The sequence below is a fragment of the Janibacter sp. A1S7 genome (genome assembly GCF_037198315.1).
In the GTDB taxonomy this organism is placed as follows: Bacteria; Actinomycetota; Actinomycetes; order Actinomycetales; family Dermatophilaceae; genus Janibacter; species Janibacter alittae.
The window spans coordinates 2550595-2576410 of the sequence record NZ_CP144913.1; the positions used below are offsets into that span (position 1 = coordinate 2550595).

21 protein-coding genes and 1 tRNA gene are annotated in these 25816 nt (G+C 69.2%); 2 read left to right on the forward strand and 20 right to left on the reverse strand.

What is annotated here, in order from left to right; translation table 11 throughout:
- Window positions 1–58 precede the first annotated feature (58 nt).
- From V1351_RS12300 to V1351_RS12325, 6 genes are all read right to left on the reverse strand, one after another.
- Window positions 59–1243 (reverse strand): cystathionine gamma-synthase, encoded by a 1185-nt coding sequence (locus V1351_RS12300; protein ID WP_338748481.1) that lies wholly within the window; start codon window positions 1241–1243, stop codon window positions 59–61.
- Between the two features lie 2 nt (window positions 1244–1245).
- Window positions 1246–2625 carry a cystathionine beta-synthase gene (locus V1351_RS12305; protein WP_338748482.1) on the reverse strand — a complete coding sequence of 460 codons (1380 nt, stop codon included), beginning with the start codon at window positions 2623–2625 and terminating at the stop codon, window positions 1246–1248.
- Window positions 2626–2698: 73 nt separating this feature from the next.
- A complete protein-coding gene (locus V1351_RS12310) occupies window positions 2699–4417 on the reverse strand; it encodes an ABC transporter ATP-binding protein (RefSeq protein ID WP_338748484.1) in 1719 nt (572 codons plus the stop codon).
- Window positions 4414–5397 carry an ABC transporter permease gene (locus V1351_RS12315; RefSeq protein WP_338748486.1) on the reverse strand — a complete coding sequence of 328 codons (984 nt, stop codon included), beginning with the start codon at window positions 5395–5397 and terminating at the stop codon, window positions 4414–4416. The genes V1351_RS12310 and V1351_RS12315 overlap by 4 nt, the downstream gene beginning before the upstream one ends.
- A 2-nt stretch (window positions 5398–5399) precedes the next feature.
- Complete coding sequence (locus tag V1351_RS12320; RefSeq protein ID WP_338748487.1) at window positions 5400–6500, reverse strand: ABC transporter permease; 1101 nt, start codon at window positions 6498–6500, stop codon at window positions 5400–5402.
- Between the two features lie 125 nt (window positions 6501–6625).
- The gene (locus tag V1351_RS12325) at window positions 6626–8257 is read right to left on the reverse strand and encodes an ABC transporter substrate-binding protein (RefSeq protein WP_338748488.1); all 1632 of its coding nucleotides are present in this window, start codon (window positions 8255–8257) and stop codon (window positions 6626–6628) included.
- Window positions 8258–8796: 539 nt separating this feature from the next.
- Between V1351_RS12325 and V1351_RS12330 the strand changes: the two genes are divergently transcribed.
- Window positions 8797–8876: transfer RNA gene (locus V1351_RS12330), tRNA-Leu, on the forward strand.
- Between the two features lie 93 nt (window positions 8877–8969).
- Here V1351_RS12330 and V1351_RS12335 read toward each other — a convergent pair.
- The 12 genes from V1351_RS12335 to V1351_RS12390 all read right to left on the reverse strand — a co-directional run bounded on the left by V1351_RS12335 (window position 8970) and on the right by V1351_RS12390 (window position 22694).
- A complete protein-coding gene (locus tag V1351_RS12335; RefSeq protein ID WP_338748490.1) occupies window positions 8970–9962 on the reverse strand; it encodes a Ppx/GppA phosphatase family protein in 993 nt (330 codons plus the stop codon).
- The gene (locus V1351_RS12340) at window positions 9962–10495 is read right to left on the reverse strand and encodes a DUF501 domain-containing protein (protein ID WP_338748491.1); all 534 of its coding nucleotides are present in this window, start codon (window positions 10493–10495) and stop codon (window positions 9962–9964) included. Before V1351_RS12340 ends, V1351_RS12335 begins: the two co-directional genes overlap by 1 nt.
- Window positions 10492–10875, reverse strand: coding sequence for an FtsB family cell division protein (locus tag V1351_RS12345; RefSeq protein ID WP_338748492.1), 384 nt, complete (start codon window positions 10873–10875; stop codon window positions 10492–10494). Before V1351_RS12345 ends, V1351_RS12340 begins: the two co-directional genes overlap by 4 nt.
- A gap of 170 nt (window positions 10876–11045) precedes the next feature.
- Window positions 11046–12326, reverse strand: a complete 1281-nt coding sequence (gene eno / locus V1351_RS12350) for a phosphopyruvate hydratase (RefSeq protein WP_338748493.1) — start codon at window positions 12324–12326, stop codon at window positions 11046–11048.
- A gap of 114 nt (window positions 12327–12440) precedes the next feature.
- Entirely contained in the window at window positions 12441–14066 is a 1626-nt protein-coding gene (locus V1351_RS12355; protein WP_338748494.1) for a polysaccharide pyruvyl transferase family protein, read from the reverse strand.
- 46 nt (window positions 14067–14112) lie between these two features.
- Window positions 14113–14838: a GNAT family N-acetyltransferase gene (locus V1351_RS12360; RefSeq protein ID WP_338748495.1), complete on the reverse strand. Its 726-nt coding sequence runs from the start codon at window positions 14836–14838 to the stop codon at window positions 14113–14115.
- Window positions 14839–14995: 157 nt separating this feature from the next.
- A complete protein-coding gene (locus V1351_RS12365; protein ID WP_338748497.1) occupies window positions 14996–15760 on the reverse strand; it encodes a MazG nucleotide pyrophosphohydrolase domain-containing protein in 765 nt (254 codons plus the stop codon).
- Between the two features lie 2 nt (window positions 15761–15762).
- Entirely contained in the window at window positions 15763–16314 is a 552-nt protein-coding gene (locus tag V1351_RS12370) for a hypothetical protein (protein ID WP_338748499.1), read from the reverse strand.
- 22 nt (window positions 16315–16336) lie between these two features.
- A complete protein-coding gene (gene mfd, locus V1351_RS12375; RefSeq protein ID WP_338748502.1) occupies window positions 16337–19978 on the reverse strand; it encodes a transcription-repair coupling factor in 3642 nt (1213 codons plus the stop codon).
- Window positions 19979–20081: 103 nt separating this feature from the next.
- Window positions 20082–20672 carry an aminoacyl-tRNA hydrolase gene (gene pth, locus V1351_RS12380; protein ID WP_338748504.1) on the reverse strand — a complete coding sequence of 197 codons (591 nt, stop codon included), beginning with the start codon at window positions 20670–20672 and terminating at the stop codon, window positions 20082–20084.
- Window positions 20673–20747: 75 nt separating this feature from the next.
- The gene (locus V1351_RS12385) at window positions 20748–21437 is read right to left on the reverse strand and encodes a 50S ribosomal protein L25/general stress protein Ctc (protein WP_338748506.1); all 690 of its coding nucleotides are present in this window, start codon (window positions 21435–21437) and stop codon (window positions 20748–20750) included.
- Between the two features lie 183 nt (window positions 21438–21620).
- Window positions 21621–22694 carry an EamA family transporter gene (locus V1351_RS12390; RefSeq protein WP_338748508.1) on the reverse strand — a complete coding sequence of 358 codons (1074 nt, stop codon included), beginning with the start codon at window positions 22692–22694 and terminating at the stop codon, window positions 21621–21623.
- A gap of 55 nt (window positions 22695–22749) precedes the next feature.
- Between V1351_RS12390 and V1351_RS12395 the strand changes: the two genes are divergently transcribed.
- On the forward strand, window positions 22750–23292 hold the full coding sequence (locus V1351_RS12395) for a CGNR zinc finger domain-containing protein (RefSeq protein ID WP_338748509.1): 543 nt from the start codon (window positions 22750–22752) through the stop codon (window positions 23290–23292).
- A 32-nt stretch (window positions 23293–23324) separates the two neighbouring features.
- Here the strand turns inward: V1351_RS12395 and V1351_RS12400 are convergent, their stop codons facing one another.
- Together V1351_RS12400 and glmU are read right to left on the reverse strand one after the other, a co-directional pair.
- Complete coding sequence (locus V1351_RS12400; protein WP_338748510.1) at window positions 23325–24296, reverse strand: ribose-phosphate diphosphokinase; 972 nt, start codon at window positions 24294–24296, stop codon at window positions 23325–23327.
- Complete coding sequence (gene glmU / locus V1351_RS12405; protein ID WP_338748511.1) at window positions 24293–25777, reverse strand: bifunctional UDP-N-acetylglucosamine diphosphorylase/glucosamine-1-phosphate N-acetyltransferase GlmU; 1485 nt, start codon at window positions 25775–25777, stop codon at window positions 24293–24295. The genes V1351_RS12400 and glmU overlap by 4 nt, the downstream gene beginning before the upstream one ends.
- Window positions 25778–25816 lie beyond the last annotated feature (39 nt).

Sequence of the window (25816 nt, forward strand, 5' to 3'; positions counted from 1 at the left end):
TCTGTCGGGAACAGCCTACGGTGCCGCGGCCGCGGCACCGTAGGGACTGTCCACAGGGTCAGGCACGCAGGCCGTCGAGTGCCTGCTCGAGGTCGGCGAGCAGGTCGCCGGCCTCCTCGATGCCGACGGACAGGCGCACGAGGTCCTCAGGGACCTCGAGCATGGACCCGGCGGTCGAGGCGTGGGTCATCGCACCGGGGTGCTCGATGAGCGACTCGATGCCGCCGAGCGACTCGGCGAGGGTGAAGACCTCCACCCTCGAGCACAGCTGTTTGGCCGCCTCGACACCTCCGGCCATGCGTACCGAGAGCATCCCGCCGAACCGGCGCATCTGCCGCTGCGCCGCCTCCTGCCCGGGGTGGCCGGGCAGCCCCGGATAGAGCACCGAAGAGATCTCGGGGCGGGCGGAGAGCATGTCCACGACCGCTTCGGCATTGTCGCAGTGGCGCTCCATACGCACCCCGAGCGTCTTGATGCCACGCATCGTCAGGTACGCGTCGAACGGCCCGGGGACACCACCGGAACCGTTCTGCAGGAAGGCGATGTCGGCGTCCAGCTGCTCGTCGTCGGTGACCAGGAGCCCGCCGACCACATCGCTGTGCCCACCGAGGTACTTCGTGCTCGAGTGCAGCACGACGTCGGCGCCGAGGGCGAGCGGCTGCTGCAGATAGGGGCTGGCGAAGGTGTTGTCGACGACGAGCTTGGCGCCGGCGCCGTGGGCCACCTCGGCGATGGCTGCGATGTCGCCGATGTTCAGCAGCGGGTTGGTCGGCGTCTCCAGCCACACCAACTTGGTGTTGGGCCGGATGGCCGCGCGGATCGCCTCGACGTCGACGACTGGCGCCGGCGTGTACTCGATCCCCCAGTGGGTGAAGACCTTGTCGATGAGGCGGAAGGTCCCGCCGTAGGCGTCGTCCGGGATGACCAGATGGTCACCGGGGCGCAGGGCGGCGCGCAGCATCGCGTCCGTCGCCGCCATCCCGGAAGCGAAGGCGCGGCCGTAGGAGCCGCCCTCGATCGAGGCCGCGTTGGCCTCGAGCGCCTGCCGGGTCGGGTTTCCCGTCCGGGCGTACTCGAAGCCGCCCCGCATACCCCCGACGCCGTCCTGGGCGAAGGTGGAGCTGGCGTAGATCGGGACGTTGACCGCGCCCGTGAGCGGGTCCGGCTCGTAGCCGGCGTGGATCGCGCGGGTGGAGAACCCCTGGCTCGCGCGTGCGTCTGCAGCACTCTTCTGCTCGCCCATGATCAGCCCTTCGCTCGGTGGGACAGGTGACCCAGCAGGTCGTGCCGGGTGATGACGCCGGCCGGGTTGCCGCCCTCGACGACGAGCAATGCGTCGGAGTGCTCGAGTGCCTCGGTCGCCGCAGAGACCGGCTCGTTGGCGCCGATCTGCGGCAACTTGGCACCCATGTGCCGGCTCACCGGATCGGCGAGGGAGGCGTGCCCCTCGAAGACGGCGGTGAGCAGATCACGCTCGGTGACCGCACCGGCGACCTCGCCGATGACGACGGGCGGCTCGGCGCCGACGACCGGCATCTGCGAGACGCCGTACTCTCGCAGGATGTCGATCGCCTCGCGGATCGTCTCGTTGGGGTGCGTGTGCACCAGGGCCGGCAGCTCGCCACCCTTGCCTCGGAGCACGTCACCCACGCTGCCCTGGGTGGCGTCGTCGCCGGGGAGGAAGCCGTAGGAGGCCATCCACTCGTCGTCGAAGATCTTGCCGAGGTAGCCGCGACCCCCGTCGGGCAGGAGGACGACGATCTTGGCGTCCGGCTCACGCTGGGCGACCCGCAGGGCCGCGACGACGGCCATGCCGCTCGAGCCTCCGACGAGCAGGCCCTCCTCCCGCGCGAGTCGACGCGTCATCGCGAACGACTCGTCGTCGGTGACGGCGATCACCTCGTCCGGCACCGACGGGTCGTAGGCGCCGGGCCACATGTCCTCGCCGACACCCTCGACGAGGTAGGGGCGTCCGGTGCCGCCGGAGTAGACCGAGCCCTCGGGGTCGGCGCCGATGATCTTCACGTGCCCCTCGGAGATCTCCTTGAGGTAGCGGCCGGTACCGGTGATCGTGCCGCCGGTACCGATGCCCGCGACGAGGTGGGTGATCTCGCCCTCGGTCTGGGCCCAGATCTCGGAGCCGGTGCTCTCGTAGTGCGCCCGCGGTCCGTTGAGGTTGAAGAACTGGTTCGGCTGCCATGCCCCGTCGATCTCCTCGGTGAGGCGGTCGCTCACGGAGTAGTAGCTGTCGGGGTGGTCGGGTGGTACGGAGCTCGGGACGATCTGCACCTGCGCGCCGTATGCGCGCAGCACGTCGATCTTGTCCTTGCCGACCTTGTCGGGGCAGACGAAGATGCAACGGTAACCACGCTCTTGGGCGACCAGCGCGAGACCGACCCCGGTGTTCCCGGAGGTCGGCTCCACGATGGTGGCGCCGGGTCGCAGCTCCCCGGAGGCCTCCGCCTCGTCGATCAGCTTGCGGGCGATGCGGTCCTTCACGCTGCCACCGGGGTTGAGGTACTCGACCTTCGCCGCGACCAGACCCGATCCGGGCGGGACGACAGAGGAGAGCCTGACGAGCGGGGTGTCACCGATCAGGTCGGTGATGTGGTCTGCGATCTGCATGTGCAGCATCGTGGCACGGATCGGCGGAGCGCGGACACCTGCCCTCCTCCGGAGCACACCCCCACGCACTGCCTCAGGCGTGCGAGCTGCCCTCCTGCTCGAGGAGCTGCCGGTGCTTCTCCCGACGGACTTCCTGCTCCTGCGGGTCCGGCACCGGCAACGAGGCGATCAGTCGCTGGGTGTAGGGGTCCTGCGGGTCCTCGAGGACCTGCGTCCCGATGCCCTGCTCGACGAGCTCACCGCGGTAGAGCACACCGATGCGGTGCGCGAGCATGTCGACGACCGCCAGGTCATGGCTGATGAAGAGGCAGGCGAAGCCGAACTGGGCCTGCAGCTCCTTGAACAACTCGAGCACCCTCGCCTGCACGGAGACGTCCAGCGCACTGGTCGGCTCGTCGGCGACGAGCAACCTGGGGTCCAGCGCGAGGGCCCTGGCCAGGCTGGCGCGCTGGCGCTGCCCGCCAGACAGCTCGTGCGGGTAGCGGTCGGCGTGGGCGCGGGTGAGCTGCACGGCCTCCAACAGCTCCGCCACACGCGCGCGCCGCTCGGAGGACTTCTGGTCGCTGCGGTGGACCGCGAGGGGCTCGGCGACACATTCCCCCACCGTGAGGTGGGGGTTGAACGACGCCGCCGGGTCCTGGAAGACGAAGCCGATCTGCTCCCGCAACGGCATGAAGGCCCGCTCACGGAAGTTCAGCATCTCGTGGTCGAGGACGCTCAGCGACCCCCCGGAGATCCGGTTCAGCCCGGCGATGGCCCGACCGATGGTCGTCTTGCCGGACCCGGACTCCCCCACGAGTCCGAGCACCTCACCCTGGTGGATCTCGAAGGAGACACCGTCGACCGCGCGGAAGGCCTTCTGTCCCAGTCGCCCCGGGTACTCGATCACCAGATCCTTGGCCCGCACCACGATCGGCTCGCGCAGCTGGGCGGCCAGCTCGTCCTCGGTCAGGGAGGCCGACACCGAATGGCGTCCCAGGTGCGGGACCGCCGCCAGCAGCTCCTGGGTGTACTCCTCGCGGGGGTTGGCGAAGAGCTCCTGCGCAGGCGCCTCCTCGACCAGCTCTCCCCGGTACATGACGGCAACCCGGTCGGCGAGGTCGGCCACCACCCCCATGTTGTGGGTGATCAGGACGATGGACGAGCCGAAGCGGTCCCTCAGGTCGCGCAGCAGCTCGAGGATCTCCGCCTGCACCGTGACGTCCAGCGCGGTCGTCGGCTCGTCAGCGATGATCAGGCCGGGGTTGAGGGCCAGCGCCATGGCGATCATGATGCGCTGCTTCTGCCCGCCGGAGAACTGGTGCGGGTAGTAGTCGATGCGGTTCTGGGCGTCGGGGATCCCGACGTCCGTCAGCGCCTTGATCGTCCGGTCGCGCGCCTGCTGCTTGCTCAGCGTGCGATCGTGCGCCCGCAGTCCCTCGATGATCTGCCAGCCGATCTTGTACACCGGGTTCAGCGCTGTCGACGGCTCCTGGAAGATCATCGCGACATCCGTGCCGCGCAGCCGTCGCATCTCCTGCCGGGAGATGCTCAGCACGTCATGCCGGCCCACGAGGACCGCGCCCTCGCTGGTGGCTGTCTCGGCGAGCAGTCCGAGCACGCTGCGCGCTGTCACCGTCTTGCCCGAGCCCGACTCGCCGACGATCGCCAGCACCTCGCCGGGGGCCACGTCGAGGCTGACGTCCTTGACCGCCTCGACCGGCCCCTGGTCGGTCGCGAAGGTGACCTGCAGGTTCTCGATGCGCAGCACCGGCTCGTCGGTGCCCGTGCTCGCAGGTGTGGTGGCGCTCATGCGGTGACCTTCTCGGACGGCTCGGTCTTCTTGCGGATCTTGGCACGCCGGCGGCCACGCAGACGCGGGTCGTTCAGGTCGTTCATGCTCTCGCCGACGAGGGTCACCCCGAGGACGGTCCAGACGATGGCCAGGCCGGGGAAGACACCGGTCCACCAGATCCCACTCGTCGTGTCGGACAGTGCCTTGTTCAGGTCGTATCCCCACTCGGAGGCGGCAGTGGGCTCGATGCCGAAGCCGAGGAAGCCCAGACCGGCAAGCGTGAGGATCGCCTCCGACGAGTTCAGGGTGAAGATCAGCGGGAGGGTCCGGGTGGCGTTGCGGTAGATGTGACGGAACATCACCCGTGGGGCCGGGGTCCCGATCACCCTCGCCGCGTCGACGAAGGCCTCCCCCTTCAGTCGGGTGGTCTCGGCTCGGATCACCCGGAAGTACTGCGGGATGAACACGACGGTGATCGAGCCGGCCGCCGCGAAGATGCCTCCCCAGCGGCTGGACTGGCCGCCGCTGATCGTGATCGCCAGAACGATCGCCAGCAACAGGGACGGGAGCGCGTAGATCGCGTCCGCCACGACGACGAGCACGCGGTCGACCCAGCCGCCGACGTACCCGGACACCAACCCCAGGGCCACCCCGATGAAGATCGAGAGGACCACCGCCACGACGATCACCTCGACTGCGGTCTGGGCGCCCCAGATGGTCCGGGAAAGCACGTCGTACCCGCCCACGGTCGTCCCCCATGGGTGTTCCGCAGAGGGTGGCTGCTGGGCGCCGAAGGCCCGGCCGTCCTCCTTCATCTGGGAGAAGCCGTAGGGCGCGATCAGCGGCGCGAAGAGGGCACAGACCAGGGTCACGATGCTCATGACCAGACCGGCGACGAGCATGCCCCGCTGCAGGCCGACGCTCTTCTTCAGGTGGGAGAGAATGGGCAGACGCCACAGCAGCGGCGGTCGCGAGGGTGCGGTGGTGGGTGCACTCACGATCAGTACCTCACTCTCGGGTCGATCAGCGCCGCCAGGACGTCGACGATGAAGTTGGTCACGGCGACGATGACCGCGAGCATGACCACGATGCCCTGGACGGCCACGAAGTCACGGGCCTGCAGGTACTCCGCCAGCTTGAAGCCCAGCCCCTGCCACCCGAAGGTCGTCTCGGTCAGGATCGCCCCGCCCAGCATGAGCGCGATCTGCATGCCCATGACGGTGATGATCGGCACCAGCGCCGGGCGGTAGGCGTGCTTGGTCACCAGACGACGCTCGCTGACACCCCGCGATCGGCCGGACTCGATGTAGTCCTGCCCGAGGGTGCCGATCATGTTGGTGCGGACCAGCCGCAGGAAGACACCGCCGACGAGCAGCCCCAGGGCGATCGCCGGCAGGACTGCGTGGGTGAGCACGTCCGTGACGATGTCGAGGTTGCCCAGTCGGAGTGCGTCGATGATGTAGATGTGCGTGGGCGCGGACACGCCCTGCAGGATCAGCTGGTTGCTGGATGTGACCCGTCCGGAGACGGGCAGCCAGTCCAGCCACACCGAGAACACCAACTTGAGCAGCAGCCCGGCGAAGAAGACCGGGGTGGCGTAGCCGAGGATCGCCAGGACGCGCAGCCCGGCGTCCGTGCCGTGGTCACGACGGTAGGCGGCGAGCATCCCCAGAGGGATCCCGAGCACGAAGGCCACGATCAGTGCGTAGAAGACCAGCTCGAGCGTCGCCGTGCCGTACCGGGTCAGCAACTCGGTGACCTGGATGTTGTCACTGATCGTCGTGCCGAAGTCACCGCGCAGGATGCCGCCCAGGTAGTCGAGGTACTGGACGACGACCGGCCGGTCGTAGCCGGCCTCGTGGATGCGCTCGGCCAGCTGTTCCGGAGGGAGCCGCCCGCCGACCGAGGCCGTGATCGGGTCACCGGTCAGCCGCATCAGGATGAAGACGGTCGTGGTCAGGATGAACACCGTGGGGATGATCAGCAGGGCGCGGATCACGATGTACGTGCCGAGACCGATACCGGATTTCTTGGCCTTCGTCCCGCCGGTCGGCGGCGAGGGCTCACCCCGGGTCTCGACCTCGATGGATGCTGAAGTCATACCTGCCTATTCGGTGCGCTGGGTTCGGTCCGGGTCCACGGCACACGGGTGGGACGTGGACGAGCGAAGGGAGACGCCGACCGCCCCGGTGGCACTGCACGGTGCCACCGGGGCGGGGCAACGACCTACTTCTCGATGGTGGACATGTGCAACTTGAAGGACGGGTCGAGGATGATGCCCTTGACGTCCTTGCCCGCCACCGCAACCTGGGCACCCTGGAGGAACGGCAGGGTGGGTAGCTGTTCCGCCACCTTCGTCTGCAGCTCACCGAGCAGCTTGTTGCGCTTGGCCTCGTCGGGCTCCGAACGCTGCTCCTTGATCAACGAGTTGATCTCCTGGTCGTTGAAGTGCTGGGCGAGGAAGCTACCCGGGTTGAGGAAGAACGGCGTGAGGAAGTTGTCCGCGTCCGAGTAGTCGGGGTACCAGCCCAGCTGGTACACGGGGTACTCGTCATTGGTCCGGTCCTTGCCGTACTGGACCCACTCGGTCGACTGCAGGTCGACCTTGAACAGGTCGGTCCCCTCCAGCTGCGACTTGATCATCGCGTACTCCTCACCCGAGGACGAGCCGTAGTGGTCGGTGTTGTACTGCAGGTGAATCGTCACCGGGGTCTCGACCCCGGCATCCTTCAGGCGCTCTGCGGCACGCTCTGCGTCCGGACCGCCCTCACCGTCGCCGTACATCTTCTTCAACGGTTGGGTCTGCCCCTCGAAACCCTCCGGCACGAATGAGTACACCGGCTCGAAGGTGCCCTTGTAGACCTGCTTCGCAAGAGCCTCGCGGTCGAGCGAGTCGGCCATGGCCTGTCGCACGGCCAGGGCCTTCTGCGGGTCCGGGTCCTCGGTCTTCTTGCCGAACGGCATGGTGTTGAAGTTGTAGACCATGTACCGCAGCTCGCCGCCGGGACCCTTGTGGATCTTCACGTCGTCGTTCTTCGACAGGTCCTCGATGTCCGTGGGACCGAGGGTGCGGTAGGCCATGTCGATGTTGCCATTGCCGATGTCCAGCTTGAGGTTGTTCGCGTCCGAGTAGTACTTGACGTTGACGGTCTTGGTCTTCGCGGCCGGGAGGATGCCGTCGTAGTCGTCGAAGGCCTTGTAGGACACGAGGCTGTTCTTGTCGTAACTGTCGATCTGGTACGGCCCGGCGAAGGGGTTGGCGTCCACGATGTCGTTGTCCGACATGACCTCGGTCGGGGAGAAGACCTCCTCGTCGACGATGGGCGCCACCACGGATGTGAGCACTCCCGGCCAAGTCTGGTCGTAGGCGCCCTTCAGGTGGAAGACGACGGTCTGGTCGTCAGGCGCAGTCGTCTTGTTCAGGTTGCCCAGCAGCGAGGACGGCCCTTCGGGGTCGGCGATCTCGGTCTGCCGGTCGAAGGTGAACTTCACGTCCGAGGAGGTCAGGTCGTGACCGTTGGCGAAGGTCAGCCCCTCCTTCAGCTTGACGGTGAATTCCTTCGGCGAGGTGAACTCGGCGGAGGCGGCGATGTCCGGCTCGGGCACGGCCTCACCGGGTGCGGAGTTCATCAGGAAGGGGTACACCTGCTGCATCACGGCCGAGGAACCGTTGTCATAGGCCCCCGCGGGGTCCAGTGAGACGACCTTGTCGGTCGTGCCGATCGTGAGGGTGCCACCCGAGTCGCCGTCACCACCCGAGTCGCCATCGCCGCTCGTCGAGGAGGTGGTGCAGGCACTGATCGTCATGGCCGAGGCCGCGACTGTCGCCGCGGCAATGCGCCACGTACGTGAGGACATGGTGAACCTTTCTCTTCACTCCCTGACGGTGAGTGCGCCGTTGCGCCCGGTGCCGGAAAGGGCACCCGTCCGTCAGCGGGGCTGACCCTACCCCCGGAGCGGGGCCGATGTGGGAGAAGTCACCAAGGAATGATCAAGGTGTTATCTCGAGATGCCCCCGGCGGGGCTCGAACCCCCACCGAAGGCGCCTCTTGGTCTGATGGAACACCGCCCGTCTTCCGGACGGTGGACGCGATGGACTGCATGGTGATGGGCATGCCAGGACGAACGCGAAGGTGGACCGACCACGAGCTCGAGGCGGCCGTGTCCGCGTCGACTTCCTTGGCACGCTCCTACCGACTGAAGGTCCGGCTGATCCGCGAAGGGGTCTTCGACTGGAGCTGCAACACGTGCGGCGGGACGGAGTGGCTGGGCCAGCCCATCCCGCTCGAGCTCGAACGCCGGGATGGGAACCCCGGCAACGATCTGCTCGAGAGCCTGGAGCTACTCTGTCCCAACTGCCATGCTCGGACTCCGACGTATCGCAGTCGCAACCGCAAGCGGGCGTAGGCCAACTGGCGAGCCGGGGAACTTAAAATTCCTGTCGAACGTGTGGGTTCGAATCCCACCGCCCGCACCACGGTCCTTCCAGGATCTCGGCGCCGCGGACTACGCCACAGGCTGCAAGAGCCTGAGCAGTTGCGCACAATGCATCCGACGGGGCGTCAGCAGTTCAGCCGGTCGACTGCTGGTCCTCGGCCTCCGGCTCGTCCGGCACGACGATCGACAATGCGATGCCGTCGAGGATGTCCCGCTCGGATGTCGTGACGACCAGGTCGGGACCGTTTGCTCCACGAACTCGATCGAGGAGCTCGTACCAGATGAGCGCCCCGGCGCCGATGACGTCGACGCGGCCGGGGTGCATGAAGGGTTGTGCCGCGCGCTCGGCCCGGGTGCTGAGGATGAGGCGCTCGCAGGCTTCCATGTACTGCTCGACCGAGAGTTCGGCCAGATGGATGGCAGCCGGGTCGTAGGCGCTCAGGCCGAGCGCCTGCGCGGTGACGGTGGTGACCGATCCGGCCAGTCCGATGACGGTGTTGACTCCGCCGAATCCCACGGCGGCCTCGGCCTGATCAAGTGCCTCGGCGATGTCGAAACGCGCTGCGTCGATGACTTCCTGGGTCGGCGGGTCGGTGCGATGGTGACGCTCGGTCAGACGCACGCTCCCGATGTCCAGCGAGGTGCCCGCGACGACGTCCCGGGTCCCGCGCACGACCTCGGTGGAGCCCCCGCCGATGTCCACCACGAGGTAGGGCCCCTCGAAACCCTCGTCGGCCAGGGCGCCGGTCGCACCGATGAAGCCCAGCCGGGCCTCGTCCTCTCCGAGGATGACCTCGGGCGTGACGTCCAGCTCGCCGAACGCCTTTCGCACGCCGAGCACGAAGTCCTCGGAGTTGGTCGCGTCGCGGGTGGCCGACGTCGCGACGAGGCGTACGTTGCCCGCAGGAACCTGCTCGTGACGGCACTGTTCTGCGTACTCGCGGCACATGTCGAGGGTTCGGCCCAATGCCTGGTCATCCAGCCGGCCGGTGGTGTCGACGCCCTGACCGAGGCGGACGACCTCGACCCGACGGGCCACGTCGGTCAGGACATTCCGCTCCGTGTCGTGGTCGGCGATCAGCAGGCGGATCGAATTGGTCCCACAGTCGATTGCTGCGACTCTCATCAGTCGCTCCCTTCGTCCGTGCTGATGCACGGGCTGGCGCGCCACCACTCGGGCAGCAGGTCAAGTGCCTCGTCGCCGAGGGGGTTGATCCCGGGACCGGCAGCCAAAGAGTGTGCCACGAGAACATGCAGACACTTCACACGCGTGGGCATTCCGCCGGCGGAGACCCCGTCGATCTCGGGCACCTCACCGAGTTCGGCCCGACGTGCCAGGTAGTCCTCGTGGGCGGCGCGGTGGCGCGCGGCCAAGCCCTCGTCCTCGAGCAGTCGCTGTGACATCTGTGCCATGAGCCCGGAGGACTCGAGCGTCGAGATCGCCCCCGTCAACCGCGGGCACGTGGCATAGAAACTCGTGGGGAAAGGAGTTCCGCCCGGAAGGCGCGGAGCCGTACGGACCACGGTCGGCCCCCCGCACGGACACCGGTGGGCGATGTCGACGGCACTGCGTGCCGGACGCCCGAGCTGCTCGTGGATGGTCTTCAGGTCCTCGGGGAGGACCCGCGCGAGGTCATTGCCCTGCTCGTCGCTCGTCACTTGTCGTTCTCCGCCCTGTCGGCCGTGCTCGCCGAGTCGGCCATCTTCTCGTACCAGGGCTGGGTGTCGGACGACTGCACCGTCCCGGTCTCGGGGTCGATGTCCGCGATCGGCTTCTCGGGATCGACCACGGTGTAGGTCCGCTCGCCGGGGCGCACGAACTTCAGCCGCTTGCGGGCCTGGGCCTCGACGTACGCGTCCGTCTGCCACAGATCGCGTTCACGTTGCAGCTCGTCGACGTGGGCCTCCTGTGCCGCGACCTGCGAGTGCAGCTCGTCGAGACGTTGCTGCTGGTCGTACCAGGACTTACCCGTGGGCACGAGCATGAGGGCCAGCAGGGTCATCAACGACCCGAGGACCACCCATCGTCGGGTGGTCATCACCGGCCCACTGCGGGGCTCCCTGCGGGTGGGCCCGGAGCCGGAGCCACCGATGGGTCCACGAGCGGGGTACCGGCGCGGACTGGTGCGCGCCGGGGGTCGCCGCGTCGCGCTCTGCACACCGACGCGTGCAGAGCGGCGACGAGGAGTCCCGGCCATCATCAGCTGGGTCAGCCCACGAAGCGCGGGAAGGCACCCGCGCCTGCGTAGACGGCTGCGTCGTCGAGCTCCTCCTCGATGCGCAGCAGCTGGTTGTACTTCGCGACGCGCTCGGATCGAGCGGGGGCACCGGTCTTGATCTGGCCACAGTTGGTGGCGACGGCCAGGTCCGCGATCGTCACGTCCTCGGTCTCGCCGGAGCGATGACTCATCATCGAGCGAAATCCGTTGCGGTGGGCCAGGTCGACGGCGTCCATCGTCTCCGTGAGCGAGCCGATCTGGTTGACCTTGACGAGGAGCGCGTTGGCGGAGGACTCCGTGATGCCTCGCTGCAGCCGCTCGGGGTTGGTGACGAAGAGGTCGTCCCCGACCAGCTGGACGCGGTCACGCAACTGGGCGGTCAGCTCCTGCCACCCGTCCCAGTCGTCCTCGTTGAGCGGGTCCTCGATGGACACCAGCGGGTAGGCGTCGACGAGCTCGCCGTAGTAGTCGGCCATCTGCCGCGCGGTGCGCTGCTCCCCCTCGAACGTGTAGGTCCCGTCCGAGAAGAACTCGCTGGCCGCCACGTCGAGCGCGAGCGCGACCTGCGTGCCCGGGGTGTACCCGGCCGCCCGGATGGCGTCGATGATCAGGTCGAGCGCCTCGCGGTTGCTGCCGAGGTCGGGCGCGAAGCCGCCCTCGTCACCCAGACCGGTCGAGAGGCCCTTGTCCTTCAGCACGGCCTTGAGCGCGTGGTAGACCTCGGTACCCCAGCGCAGCGCCTCTCGGAAGGACGGGGCGCCGATCGGCGCGATCATGAACTCCTGGATGTCGACATTGGAGTCGGCGTGGGAGCCACCGTTGAGGATGTTCATCATCGGCACGGGCAGCACGTGGGCGTTGGGACCACCGACGTAGCGGAAGAGCGGGAGTCCCGCGGACTCGGCAGCCGCCTTGGCGACCGCGAGGGAGACACCGAGGATGGCGTTCGCGCCGATGGAGCCCTTGTTGGCGGTCCCGTCGGCCTCGATCATCTCGGCGTCGATGAGGCGCTGCTCGCTCGCCTCGAAACCGATGACCCGCGGCATCAGATCGTCCTCCACGGCCCGCACGGCATCCTCGACGCCCTTGCCCAGGTAGCGGCTCGGGTCACCGTCCCGGCGCTCGACCGCCTCGAAGGCACCGGTGGAGGCACCGCTCGGGACCGCGGCGCGGGCGATGACCCCGTCGTCGAGAGCCACTTCGACCTCGACCGTCGGGTTGCCGCGGGAGTCGAGGATCTCGCGCGCGCCTACTGCCTCAATGCTGGCCACTACCGGCTCCTTGGTGGTGCGTGATGACTGGTCCCCCGAGGGTATCCGCTCATCCGCAGGACCCCGATGAGCGACCCACCGCAGCCCGCTCGCGCTCCCAGCGCGGGTGGGCGGCTACGTGCCGGCGCGCCACCGGCGAAGCCTGCGCCGCGCCCCGTCCCTGATGGCTGCACCGGGCGGTCGTTGCTTGTAGCGGATCTCGTCGACCTGCCTCTGCAGGGAGCGCTGTGCCGTCGCCGCAGCCTCGGTGCTCTTGGCCAGTTCCTGCTCCAGGTGTCGACCCTCGTCCCTGAGCCGTTGACCATCCTTGCGGAGGCGCTCGACCTCCTGGGTCAGCTGACTGTGCTGCACGGCCTGCTCCTTGGCCGTTCGCCGCCGTTCCTGGGCGTGGAGCGCGAGTCGGTTCCTGGTCCGGTTGAGCGCCTCGTGCATGCCGGCGAACACCGCCAACGAGTCCTGATCCGCCGGCGTGCCCCATTCGTATGTCCGGGGTGTCGGCACATCGTCCGTCATCACCTCCCCGGTGCCACGGATACGGGCGGCGATGCCGTCCCACCAGGCGCGCTGGTACCGGATCGACGCCGCGCCCACCTCATCCAGGTGTGCCTTCAGTTCTTCGCGGTCCCGGGAGATCGCACTGACCACCTTGGGGCCGAACAAGCCGTTCCACGCCTCGTACGGGACGGCCAGTGTGCTCATGCCAACGTGCTCCAGGGCGCCGCGCATACGGATCATCGAGTAGTGACTCGTCACGAGCCCGACTGCCGGGACGCCAACCGCGGGGCCGAAGACGAGCGGATGATACCGAGTGGACACTGTGAACTGCGCTCCGGAGGTCACCGAGACGGCCTGCGCGGCGGAGATCATCGGCAACTGGTGCACCCGGTCACTCACCATGAACTCGGCAATGCGTGCATGGCCGAGGCGGTCCCGGTCGTTCGTGTCACCGGGACCGAGCACGCCCATGTGGGGAATCAGGACGATGTCGACATCGCAGGTGGACACGATGTGGTCCAGAGCCGCTGCCACCTCGTAGTAGTAATCTCTGGGCGGCAACTCGGTTGCTCCGGGATGGTATGTAAAGCTCCCCACGACAAAGGAGCGCGGCAGCGTGATCTTCGTCTCGGGCACGCTCGAAGCCGCCATCTGTGGGATGAGCAGGGCGTCGTCGAAGGTGAGCACGACCTTGTCGGGCTCCGCGCAGATCCCCTCCATCAGTTGGGCAGACGATCGTTCCCGGACACCGAACACCACAGAGTAGTCAGCGATTTCCCGGACGATCTCCCGGTCATCCTTCGACAGCTGCGGGCCGACGGATTGACTGGAGACGAAGAGTGGGACGTCGAAGAACTCAGCGATTCGAGTCAGGGCCAAACGCTCGAACAGGTGATGCTCACCGGTGGAGTTGAGGTTTCCACCCCCGGCGATGACCAGCGCGTCGGCTCGGCGTACCGCGTCGACGGCCGGCGCCATGGCCTTGGGAACCGTTGCCTCACCCGAGAGCGCGGACTCGAGCGTGGACAGCAGTGTGATCTTCTTGGGCCGGGGGACGTTACGGAAGCCGAGCCTCCTGATGGTGTCCACCTGGTAGTACTCGGCCGACAGCTCCGGGTCGCCGGCGACGAGGGTGATGTCGGCGCCGTGTCGCTTCAGCTGGTCGATGGCGGCCTCCGTCATGGCCTCGTCTCCCAGATGGTATTGCCCGGCCCAACTGACATCGCCGATGACGACGACCTTCATTGACTCCCCTGACGTCAGGACACTCGTTGACTGATTCGTTGGGAGCCTAACCCCCGGCCTCGGCGAGCAGGTCGACCAGGGGTCGCCGGTGCACGCCCGCGTGGAAGTTGTCCGGGGCCAGCCACGCGTCGTGCGCCGCCCGGATCCGCGGCCAGTCGTCGACGACCATGGCGAACCACGCGGTGTCGCGGGACCTCCCCTTCGTCACGACGTGCCTGCGGAAGGTGCCCTCGTAGGTGAAGCCCAGTCGCTCGGCGGCCCTGCGGGACGGCGCGTTGAGGGCGTCGCACTTCCACTCGCAGCGGCGGTAACCGAGGTCGAAGACGTGCCGGGCCAGCAGGGACATCGCCTCGGTCGCCGCAGTGGTGCGCTGCAGGCGCGGCCCGAGCAGGACGCTGCCGATCTCGACGCAGCCGTTGACCGGGTCGATCCGCATCAGGGAGAGGATCCCGCAGGCCACGCCATCGTCATCACGGACGACCACCTCGACGGTGTCGGCGTCCAGACGCCCGGCGACGTACTGCGCGAAGGGGGCCACCCGGGTGACGGGCTCCTGACCCAGCCAGGTCCACAGGGAGGCGTTGTGCTGACCGCCGACCTCGGTGAAGAGCTCGTCGGCGTGCGCACTCGTCAGCGGCTCGAGGGTGCAGTGGTCGCCGGTGATCGTGCCCGTCTCCGGGCGGGGCGGTGGGCCCCATCCGGGCACTGCGGGGCCGATCTGCTGATCGTGCTCGTTCGTGCGCGTCTCGTCCCGGCAGGAGGCCGGCAGCACGGTCTGACCGATGGGCCGACGCGGACCATGAGGACCTCGCCCGGGATGTCCAGCTCGGCGGTCCACCCCAGCCCGTCGAGGTAGAAGCGACGCGTGGCCGACAGGTCCGCGACGGCGAGGGTGACGACGCTGATCCCTTGGCCCATGGTTCGCCTCCTCAGGTCCCGCTGTTGCGGGCCGCCTTCTCCTGCGCCTTGATCGTCTGCCACTGCGCCTCGATCTCCTCGAGGGTCTCGGCGCTCGCGTTCCCGAAGACGTGCGGGTTGCGGCGCACGAGCTTGTCGACCAGCGCAGCCGCCACGTCGTCGACGTCGAAGGGCTGCTGCGTGTGGTCGGCGGCCACCCGGGCGTGGAAGAGCACCTGGAAGAGCAGGTCGCCCAGCTCGTCGGTCAGGTCCTCGCGGACCCTCGCGTCCCCGGGATCGGCGATCACGGCCTCGAGCGCCTCATGGACCTCCTGCGCCTCCTCCAGGACGAAGGGGGCCAGGCTCGCGTGGTCCTGCGCCGCCACCCAGGCGCACCCTCCGGGTGCACGCAGTCGGTCCATGACCGCGACGGCGTCGAGGAGTCGACCGCCGTCGACGTCCCAGGACCCGACGAGGACCTCGACCTCGGGCCCCTCGTCGAGGCGGGAGACCTCGGTGGCGATCGCGTCGCTCAGCCCGGGGTCGCCGTCGGCAGAGCCCAGCCAGATCGTCTCCTGCTGGCCGGCCAACTCCACGAGCACGCGCGCCCGCTCGGTCACTCGCTCGTGGCCGATCGGCGTCACCGCGATCCCGTCGTCAGCGAGGGCGAGGGGAAGGTCTTCCTCGACGTCCGCTGCCAGGACCAGGTCGGCGGCGTCGAGTGCACGCCAGGCATCCCGGCTGAGGAGCCCCGCCGGTACCCGCGGACTCGATGCCAGGAGGATCAGGTGCGGCACCGTCAGGGCATCTCCGGGGCCGTGGTCGGCGTCTTCAACCAGTTGGGGCTCTGGCTGTCCGGACGGTAGCGCGGGCTGATGGTGACGTCCAGATCCTGCACCTGCTGGGCCACCTGCTGCTGCTGCTTCTGGCTCAGCTGTGAGTAGACGGTGTTCGCTCGGAAGAAGTCCACCGTCGTCTCGGAGGGCGAGAGGACGGCGTCGCCCAGCTGCTTCTTGATCGTCGCGCCGGACGGGACGGCGATGCCGTGCTCCTGGCCGAAGGCGATCAACGTCGGCACCTGGATGAGGCTGCCGATCAGCTGGTCCGGACCCACCTCCTGCGGCGGCTGCCCGGAGGTCTGGGCCTGCGCGGCGACGACCTGCCCGACCTCGCGGCTGCTCTGCTGTGCCTGGCCGACCGTGATCTCGTGGCCCTCGACGATCGCGGCGGTCGCGGTCGAGCCGGTGTCCTCCTCCTGGCCCTCGTCGGCGCCGCAGGCCGCGAGGGCCAGGGATCCACCGAGCACGAGTGCTGCGATCCGGACGGAACGTCGTTGTCTGCTGCCGGGCACGGGCTGTCCTTTCATCACGTCCTCAGCGGGAGCGCGAGGTGTCGCGGGGCGGGTTCGCCCCAGTGTCCACGATGACATTGTCGAGCATGACCTGATCGACCAGGTCGGTGGCCCACTGCAGCACCTCGGTGTCGCGAAGGGGGCTACCCCCGATCCGCGCCGTCATCGGCTTCGGGACGAGCACCGTCTGGGTGCCCTCCTTGTAGCTCGACTTCGGGTACAGCCGGGCCAGACGCAGCTGCTGGCTCTCCTTGAGCCGTGCCGGGGCGAAGCGCACGTTCTTGCCCTGCACCACGACGTCGGTCAGGCCCGCGGCCCGCACCACGATGCGCAGTCGCGCGACGGCGACGAGGTTGCGCACCGGCTCCGGCGGCTCGCCGTAGCGGTCGGTGAGCTCCTCCACGATCTCGGTGAGGTCCTCCTCGGTCTCGGCGGCGGCGAGCTTGCGGTAGGCCTCGAGGCGCAACCGCTCCCCCGGCACGTACTCGTGCGGCAGGTGGGCGTCCACCGGCAGCTCGATCTTGACCTCGGCCGGCGCGGCCTCCCCTTCGCCCTTGAAGTCGGCGACGGCCTCGCCGACCATCCGCACGTACAGGTCGAAGCCGACTCCGGCGATGTGGCCGGACTGCTCGCCGCCGAGCAGATTGCCCGCACCGCGGATCTCGAGGTCCTTCATCGCGACCTGCATGCCGGAGCCGAGATCCGTGTTGCTCGCGATCGTGGTCAGCCGGTCGTGCGCGGTCTCGGTCAGCGGCTTGTCCGGCGGGTAGAGAAAGTAGGCGTAGGCGCGCTCGCGGCCACGCCCGACTCGACCTCGCAACTGGTGCAGCTGGCTCAGGCCGAACTTGTCCGCCCGGTCGAGGATGAGCGTGTTCGCATTGGAGATGTCCAGGCCGGTCTCGACGATCGTCGTGCACACGAGGACGTCGAAGCGCCGCTCCCAGAAGTCGAGGACGACCTGCTCCAGTCGGTGCTCGCCCATCTTGCCGTGAGCGGTCTCGACCCGGGCGTCGGGGACGAGCTCGCGGATCCGGGCAGCGGTGCGCTCGATCGTGCTGACGTTGTTGTGCACGAAGAAGACCTGCCCCTCGCGCATGAGCTCGCGGTGGATGGCCGCGGAGACCTGCTTCTCCTCGTAACCACCGACGAAGGTGAGGACCGGGTGGCGCTCCTCCGGCGGGGTCGCGAGCGTCGACATCTCCCGGATACCGGTGACCGCCATCTCGAGGGTGCGCGGGATCGGCGTCGCGGACATGGCCAGGACGTCGACGTTGGTGCGCAGGGCCTTCAGCTGCTCCTTGTGCTCGACACCGAAGCGCTGCTCCTCGTCGATGATGACCATCCCCAGGTCCTTGAACTTCACCTCGTTGCCGAGGATGCGGTGGGTACCGATGACCAGGTCGACGGATCCGTCCTGCAGGCCCGCCAGGACCTCTTTGGCCTCCGCGTCGGTCTGGAACCGGCTGAGCGCCTTGACCGTCACCGGGTAGCCGGCGTACCGCTCGGAGAAGGTGTTGAGGTGCTGCTGGACGAGCAGCGTCGTCGGGACGAGCGCGGCCACCTGCTTGCCGTCCTGGATGGCCTTGAAGGCCGCGCGCACAGCGATCTCGGTTTTGCCGTAGCCGACGTCACCGCAGATGAGCCGGTCCATGGGGAAGGACTTCTCCATGTCGGCCTTGACCTCGTCGATGGTGCTCAGCTGGTCCGGCGTCTCGATGTGCGCGAAGGCGTCCTCGAGCTCGCGCTGCCACGGCGTGTCCGGGCCGAAGGTGTGCCCCGGCGTGGCCATACGAGCGCTGTACAGGCGGATCAGCTCACCCGCGATCTGGCGGACGTGCCGCTTGGCCTTCGACTTCGTCTTCTGCCAGTCGCTGCCCCCCATCTTGTTCAACGCGGGCGCGTCACCGCCGACGTAGCGGGTGACCTGGTCCAGCTGGTCGGACGGCACGAAGAGCCGGTCGCCGGGGTGCCCTCGGCGGGAGGGCGCGTACTCGATGACGAGGTACTCGCGGGTCGCGCCGCCGATGGTGCGCTGGATCATCTCGACGAAGGACCCGACACCGTGCTGCTCGTGGACGACGTGGTCCCCCGGGCGCAGCTGGAGCGGGTCGACCTGCTTGCGCCGACGCGAGGGCATCCGGCGCATGTCGCGGGTACTGGCGCCGGCTCCGCTCGATCCCAGCAGGTCGGCCTCGGTGAGCACCGCGAGTCGGTGGTCGGCGGCGACGAATCCGGTGCCCAGGCTCGCGCGGGTGACGGTGACGACGCCCTCGGAGAGTTCCGTGAGGTCGTCCTCCTCGCCGACGACCCGCGTGGGGACGTCGGCGCCGCGCAGCACCTCGGCGACGCGGGTGACGAGGCCGGCGCCGTCGGTGGCGATGAGCACCCACCAGCCCGCGGTGGTCCACTCGGCGAGCTGGGCGACCGCGGCCTCGGTGTTGCCCCGGAACGTCGGCGGCTCGGCCGCCGGAACCCGCAGCGCGACGTGGTCGTGGGCGACGCGGTCGTCCATGTCCGCCGCGAGCGCATCCAGCTCCTCGTCCACGGCGAAGGGGGTGATGCTCCACCACGGCAGGCCGAGGTCGAGCGCGTGGTCCCGGGCCTGCGCAAGGGTCCAGTGGGAGGCGGTCCCGAGGACACCCTCCAGGTCGATCGGCACCACGTTGCCGGCGGCCGCGTTGGCCCAGCTGGCCTGCAGGAACTCCTCGCTCGTCGAGACGAGGTCGTGGGCGCGGGCCCGGACCTTCTCGTGGTCGAGGACGAGGACCCCGGCCTCCTTCGGCAGCACGTCGAGCAGGGACTCCATGCCGTCGACGAGGGCCGGCGCGAGTGACTCCATGCCCTCGACGGCGATCCCCTCGGCCACCTTGTGGAGCATGTCGGCGACACCGGGCAGATCCTCGGCGAGCGCCGCGGCCCGCTCCCGGACGGAGTCGGTCAGCAGGACCTCGCGGCACGGCGGGGCCCAGAGGACCTCGGTCGCGTCGAGACTGCGCTGGTCGGCGACCTTGAACCAGCGGATCTCGTCGACGGTGTCGCCGAAGAACTCCACCCGGATCGGGTGCTCCTCCGTCGGTGGGAAGACGTCGAGGATCCCACCGCGCACGGCGAACTCCCCTCGGCGGTCGACGAGGTCGGTGCGCACGTAGGCCGCGTCGGTCAGGGCCTGCGCGATATCGGTCAACGGGCGTTCGTCGCCGACGCGCAGCGTCACCGGCTCGAGGTCGCCGAGCCCCCTGGCGATCGGCTGGAGGACCGCGCGGACGGAGGCGATGACGTAGCCGAGGGGTCCGTGTCCGGCGCCCTGCTCCTGCGGGTGCGACAGGCGGCGCAGCACTGCGAGGCGGCGGCCGACCGTGTCGCTGCGGGGGCTGAGGCGCTCGTGCGGCAGGGTCTCCCAGCTGGGGAAGGTCGCGATGAGGTCGGGGTCGACGAACTCCCCCAGAGCGGTCGACAGGTCGTCGGCCTCGCGCGCGGTCGAGGTGATGATCAGCTGCGGTGCGTCACCGGGGGCGGCACCGCCGATCGTGGCGACCGTCGGCGCGCGCAGTCCCGTCGGCGCGACGATGTCGAGCTGGTCGGTTCCGGCGCGGTGTCGGGGGATGTCGGCGAGTCCGGGCAGGCCGGCGATCGCGCTCAGGAGCGGAGTGAGGGAGGAAGACATGCTGGTGTCGATTCTGCCGCATCCGGCCACGGTGCGTGACCCAGCCCGTGACCTCGCCGCATCAACGGTCGGGTCCGTGGGCCGTCGGCACCAAGGACCGGGGTCACGCCGGTGGCGCGTGCACGACCTGCTGGGCGCCGGTCAGCCCCCTCTCGATGACCAACTCGACCGCGTCGGCGGCGTCGTCGAGCAGGAAGGGCAGTTCCTTGCGCTCGGTGGACGAGAAGTCCTTGAGCACGTAGGCGGCCGCGTCCATCCGGCCCGGTGGGCGGTCGATCCCGACGCGCACCCGCACGTAGTCCTTCGTCCCGAAGGAGGCGGTGATCGAACGCAGACCGTTGTGTCCCCCTTCGCCCCCACCCTGCTTGAGGCGCACCTGGCCGAAGGGGATGTCCAGCTCGTCGTGGATGACGATCGTGCGCTCTGCAGGGACGGAGAAGAAGGTGGCCAGGCCCTTGGTCGCGCCACCGGAGAGGTTCATGTACGAGTGCGGGATACCGATGATCGTGCGGGTACCGGGCATCGGACCCAGACGCACGGACTCGGCGCTGGCACCGGCCTTGTGCGCCCGCAGGCGCGCCCCGGACCGCTGCGCCAGCAGCTCGACGACCATGGCCCCCACGTTGTGGCGGTTGCCCGCGTACTTCGGCCCCGGGTTGCCCAGGCCCACCACCAGCCACGTCTCGTCACTCACGGGGTCACTCTAGGCAATGACGCAGGGCGGGACCCCCGGGTGTGGGGATCCCGCCCTGCGTGACGGTCGGGTGGGTCACTCCTTGTCGGAGGACTCCTCGCCACCCTCGGCCGGGGCCTCGTCGGCGGCGGCCGCAGCCTCGGTCTCCGGCTCGTCGTGCTCGACGCCGGCCTCCTCCTCGGCCTCGGCGAGCTCGGCCTCGAGCGCCTCCTCGGAGATCTGCTGGGTGATGTTGACGACCAGGGTCTCCGGGTCGGAGACGAGGGTGACGCCGGCGGGCATGGTGAGATCGCTCGCGTGGATGAGGGTGCCGACCTGCTCGTCCTCGACGGAGACGACGAGGTTGTCCGGGAGCGTCATCGGGTCGGCCTCGATCTCGAGGGTCTGGGCGTCGAGGGTGACGACGGTCTCCGGAGCCGCCTCGCCCTCGATCTGGACCGGGACCTCGACGACGACCTTCTGGCCCTTCTTGACCATGATGAGGTCGACGTGCTCGATGATCGGCTTGATCGGGTCGCGCTGGATGTCCTTGGCCAGGGCGAGCTGGTCGTCCTCGCCCTCGACAGCGATCGTCAGCAGGGCGTTGGGGTTCTTCAGCGCCTGGAAGGTGTCGTGGAAGGGCAGGGCGAGGTGGATCGGGGCCTCGCCGTGGCCGTAGAGGACGGCGGGGACCTTGTCGGCGCGCCGCAGCTTGCGGGCCGCGCCCTTGCCGAACTCGGTGCGCTTGTCGGTGGCGAGACGGATCTCGTCGTGCTTGGGGGCCATGGGAGAACTCCTTGTGGGGGCGAGTGCCCGCGCAGGGAGCGGGCGTGTGTCGTGGGTGATGGCCTCGACGCGGGACGCGGCGCGGACGGATGTCGACGCGCGGGCGGACCCACGGGGCGGCACCGCGTCGATCACGGACTGCTGCGACCGTGCAGCGTCCCTCGCCGAGGCAACCCGTCGATCCTAGTGGACCCGAACAGGGTCGGCCAAACCCGTCCCGACACCGTCCGGGACGTCCCCGTCGCCGACGGGCAGCGCGACCTGCGCTGCGGTGTCGACGTCGTCGGCGGGCAGCGACCGGGTCACCCCGGCCGCGTCACCCAGCTTGACCATGACGACGCCGGCGAGGATCGCCACACCACCGAGCACCTGGCCGATCCCCAGGGCCTCGCCGACGAGCACCCACGCGAAGCCGATGGCGATGAGCACCTCACTCAGGCCGACGAAGGAGGCCACCGTCGAGCCGAGGATGCGCGTGGCCGCGATGCCCGAGGCGTAGGCGATGGCACCGGCCACGAGGGCCAGTTCGAGGACCGCGACCCACCAGGGCAGGGCCCACCCGGCAAGGGTGATGTCCGCCGTGTTGGTCGCCCAGGGGAGCAGCCCGACGGCGGCGGCACCGACGAGGCTCGCCGCGCCCACGGCCAGCCCCCCACCGGCGAGAGCGATCGGTGGCAGCGGATGCTCGCCCTCGTGCGCCGCGACCAGGAAGAAGACGACGAGACCGACGGCGGCCAGCACGCCCCACAGGACGCCGACGAGGTCGACCTCGGCGCCGGAGATCACGTCGAGGACGAGCACGAGCCCGACGATCGCGGCACCGACTCCCGCGGACGTCAGGCGGTTCGGCCGACGACCGTGGCGCGCCCACATCCACCCCACGATGAGCACGGGCGCGAGGTACTCGAGGAGGAGCGCGACACCCACGGAGAGGTGGTCGACCGCCATGAAGTACGCGAACTGGCAGGCCGCGACGGCCACGAAACCGTAGGTGATGACCGGCACGAGGTTGCTGCGGAAGAGGTGCCACCGTCCGCGCATCGCGACGGCCGTCGGGCCCGCAAGCAGGAGCGCGGCCCCGACGATCCGCAGGGTCACGACCGCTCCGGGGCTCCAGCCCTGCACCATCAGCGCCGAGCCGAAGGTCCCCGACGAGCCGAAGGTCGCCGCCGACAGGAGTGCGACCAGCAGACCGAGCAGGAAGGGCGTCTGCCGTGAGGCGGACGAGGTGGGTGACACGAGCGGTCCTTGCGTCATGGGTGAAGTAGGGTATTACCCATGACGCTAGACCTGTGGAGCATCAGGAGTCAACATGACTTTCGCTCATGACACGGACGTCGCGCTGCGAACCGCCGCGGCGCTGGTCAACACGGCCCGCACCGCCCACGGGGACACCCTGACCACGACGGACGGGCTGCGGGACTTCTACACGCAGTGGGGGTGGACCGGCCGGGTCACGGGGGACGCGCACGAGCTGGACCAGGTCCGCGAGCTGCGGCCACGGCTGCGCGCGGCCTGGGCGGCCACGTCCGACGAGGGGCTCGCCACGCTCGTCAACACGCTGCTGCGCGAGGGCCGCGCGCTCCCCCAGGTCGTCACCCACGACGACTACGGCTGGCACATCCACGCCACGCCCTCGGACGCGCCGCTCGCGCAACGCATGCAGGTCGAGGCAGCGATGGCCCTCGTCGACGTCGTCCGGGTCGGGGAACGCTCCCGCTTGCGGGTCTGCGCCGCCGACGACTGCGACAACGTCCTGGTCGACCTCTCCCGCAACCGCTCCCGGCGCTACTGCGAGGACGGCTGCGGCAACCGGCTCGCCGCCGCGGCCTACCGCTCCCGGCGCGACGGCTGAGGCGGACCCGGGAGCGGGCGGCGACCCAGGGGTCAGGTGAAGAGGCTGGTGACCGAGCCGTCCTCGAAGACCTCACGGATCGCCCGCGAGACGAGCGGGGCGATCGACAGCTCGGTCAGCCCCTCGAAGCGCTGCCCGTCGACGAGCGGAAGGGTGTCGGTGACGATGATCTCCTCGGCCGCGCAGGCCTGCAGCCGCTCGACGGCCGGACCGGACAGGATCGCGTGGGTCGCGGCGATGATCACCCCGGCAGCGCCGTCGGCCAGGAGGGCGTCAGCGGCCTTGGTGATCGTGCCCGCGGTGTCGATCATGTCGTCGACGAGCACGCACCACCGGCCCTCGACCTCACCGACGACGCGGTTGGCGACGCTCTCGTTCGGGCGGTCGATGTTGCGGGTCTTGTGGATGAAGGCCAGCGGCACCCCACCGAGCTTGCGCGACCACTGCTCGGCGACCTTGATGCGCCCGGCATCCGGGGAGACCACGGCGAGCTCGCGGTCGCCGTACTTCTCCTGGACGTACCTGGCCAGGATCGGACGGGCCATGAGGTGGTCGACCGGACCGTCGAAGAAGCCCTGGATCTGGTCGGTGTGCAGATCGACCGTGATCAGCCGGTCGGCACCTGCGGTCTTGAACATGTCCGCCATCAGGCGTGCGGAGATCGGCTCGCGACCGCGGTGCTTCTTGTCCTGGCGGGCGTACCCGTAGAAGGGCATGACCACGGTGACCCGTTTGGCACTGGCGCGCTTGAGGGCATCGACCATGAGCAGCTGCTCCATGATCGCCTCGTTGATGGGCGTGGAGTGGCTCTGCAGGACGAAGGCGTCACACCCGCGCACCGACTCCTCGTAGCGCACGTAGATCTCGCCGTTGGCGAAGTCGTACGCGCTGGTGGGCACCAGGTCGATGTCCAGCTCCGCGGCAACGGCGTCCGCCAGTGCCGGGTGGGTTCGTCCGGTGAAGACCATGAGGTTCTTCTCCGGGGTCTTGTGGATGCCGGTCACTGGGGGTCCTCGCTGCTGTCGGGGGTGGGTTCGGGCGAAGGGGGCTGGGCTGCGGCATGCGCAGCGGCTGCAGTGGGGGTGTCGCGCCGCTGCGTGGCGACCCACCCGTCGATGGTGCGCTGACGGCCACGAGCCACACCGAGTTGGCCGGGCCCGACCGTGTCGGTGATGGCTGATCCGGCGGCGACGTAGGCACCGTCGGCGATCTCGACCGGGGCGACGAGGACGCAGTTCGACCCGACGAAGGAGTGCCGGCCGACGGTCGTGCGGTGCTTGGTGACCCCGTCGTAGTTCGCGAAGATCGTACCGGCGCCGATGTTGGCCCCCGCCTTGATCTCCGCGTCACCCGCGTAGGTCAGGTGGGGCACCTTCGCGCCTGCGCCGATCGTCGTGTTCTTCGTCTCGACGAAGCCGCCGATCTTCCCCTTCGCGCCCAGGACGGTACCGGGGCGCAGGTACGAGTAGGGGCCGACGGTCGCGCCGGCACCGATGACGGCGAGGCTGCCCTCCGCGCGCTTGACCTCGGCGCCGTCCCCGACCTCGCAGTCGGTGAGGGTGACGTCCGGGCCGACGGTCGCCTCGGCGCCGATGGACGTGGCACCCAGCAGCTGGGTGCCGGGCAGGACCCTCGTGTCCTGACCGATGCTCACGTCCACGTCGATCCAGGTGGTGGCCGGATCGACGATGGTCACCCCGGCGCGCATGTGGCGCTCGCAGGTGCGGCGGTTGAGCTCCTTGCCGAGGCTGGCCAGCTGGACGCGGTCGTTGACGCCCTCGGTCTGGTCGCGGTCGGTCAGGACGTGGGCGCGGACCGTGCCGCCGGCGGCGCGGGCGAGCTGGACGACGTCGGTGAGGTACTTCTCACCCTGGGCGTTGTCGGGGGTCACGTTGGCCAGCTCGCGGCGCAGGACCGCGGCGTCGAAGGCGTAGATCCCGGAGTTGATCTCGGTGATCGCCCGCTCGTCCTCGGTCGCGTCCTTGAACTCCACGATCCGCTCGACGGTGCCGTCCGGGTCGCGCACGATCCGGCCGTAGGACTTGGCATCCGCCAGCACCGAGGTGACGACCGTGACGGCGGCCGACGCCTCGACGTGGACCCGGGTCAGGTCACTGATGGTCTCGGCCGACAGCAGTGGCACGTCACCCATGGTGACCACGACGGTGCCGGTGATGTCGTCGGGCAGGACGGCCAGACCGCACTCGACCGCGCGGCCGGTGCCCTTGACCTCGTCCTGGTCGGCGAGGGTGCACGACTGACCGTCCCGGGAGGCGAACTCCTCGACGAAGGCGGCGACCCGGTCGCGCTGGTGGCGGATGACGACCACGGTCTCCGCGGCCCCGGCGCCCGAGGCCGCGCGCATGGCGTGACCGAGGAGCGGAGCCCCGCCGATGGGATGGAGGACCTTCGGGAGGGTCGACTTCATCCGGGTTCCCTCGCCCGCGGCAAGGATGATGACTGCGTCGGGGCGGACGTCGTTCACGCGATGTTCTCCGGGAGGTCGGGTGTGCGGCTGGACGTC

Bases quoted from the DNA above. Each gene is read 5' to 3' on its own strand.
- V1351_RS12320 (WP_338748487.1), bottom strand. From the start codon at position 6,500: ATGACTTCAGCATCCATCGAGGTCGAGACCCGGGGTGAGCCCTCGCCG.
- V1351_RS12300 (WP_338748481.1), bottom strand. From the start codon at position 1,243: ATGGGCGAGCAGAAGAGTGCTGCAGACGCACGCGCGAGCCAGGGGTTC.
- V1351_RS12310 (WP_338748484.1), bottom strand. From the start codon at position 4,417: ATGAGCGCCACCACACCTGCGAGCACGGGCACCGACGAGCCGGTGCTG.
- V1351_RS12390 (WP_338748508.1), bottom strand. From the start codon at position 22,694: ATGACGCAAGGACCGCTCGTGTCACCCACCTCGTCCGCCTCACGGCAG.
- mfd (WP_338748502.1), bottom strand. From the start codon at position 19,978: ATGTCTTCCTCCCTCACTCCGCTCCTGAGCGCGATCGCCGGCCTGCCC.
- V1351_RS12345 (WP_338748492.1), bottom strand. From the start codon at position 10,875: ATGACCACCCGACGATGGGTGGTCCTCGGGTCGTTGATGACCCTGCTG.
- V1351_RS12325 (WP_338748488.1), bottom strand. From the start codon at position 8,257: ATGTCCTCACGTACGTGGCGCATTGCCGCGGCGACAGTCGCGGCCTCG.
- V1351_RS12355 (WP_338748494.1), bottom strand. From the start codon at position 14,066: ATGAAGGTCGTCGTCATCGGCGATGTCAGTTGGGCCGGGCAATACCAT.
- V1351_RS12395 (WP_338748509.1), top strand. From the start codon at position 22,750: ATGACTTTCGCTCATGACACGGACGTCGCGCTGCGAACCGCCGCGGCG.
- V1351_RS12335 (WP_338748490.1), bottom strand. From the start codon at position 9,962: ATGAGAGTCGCAGCAATCGACTGTGGGACCAATTCGATCCGCCTGCTG.
- V1351_RS12305 (WP_338748482.1), bottom strand. From the start codon at position 2,625: ATGCAGATCGCAGACCACATCACCGACCTGATCGGTGACACCCCGCTC.
- V1351_RS12385 (WP_338748506.1), bottom strand. From the start codon at position 21,437: ATGGCCCCCAAGCACGACGAGATCCGTCTCGCCACCGACAAGCGCACC.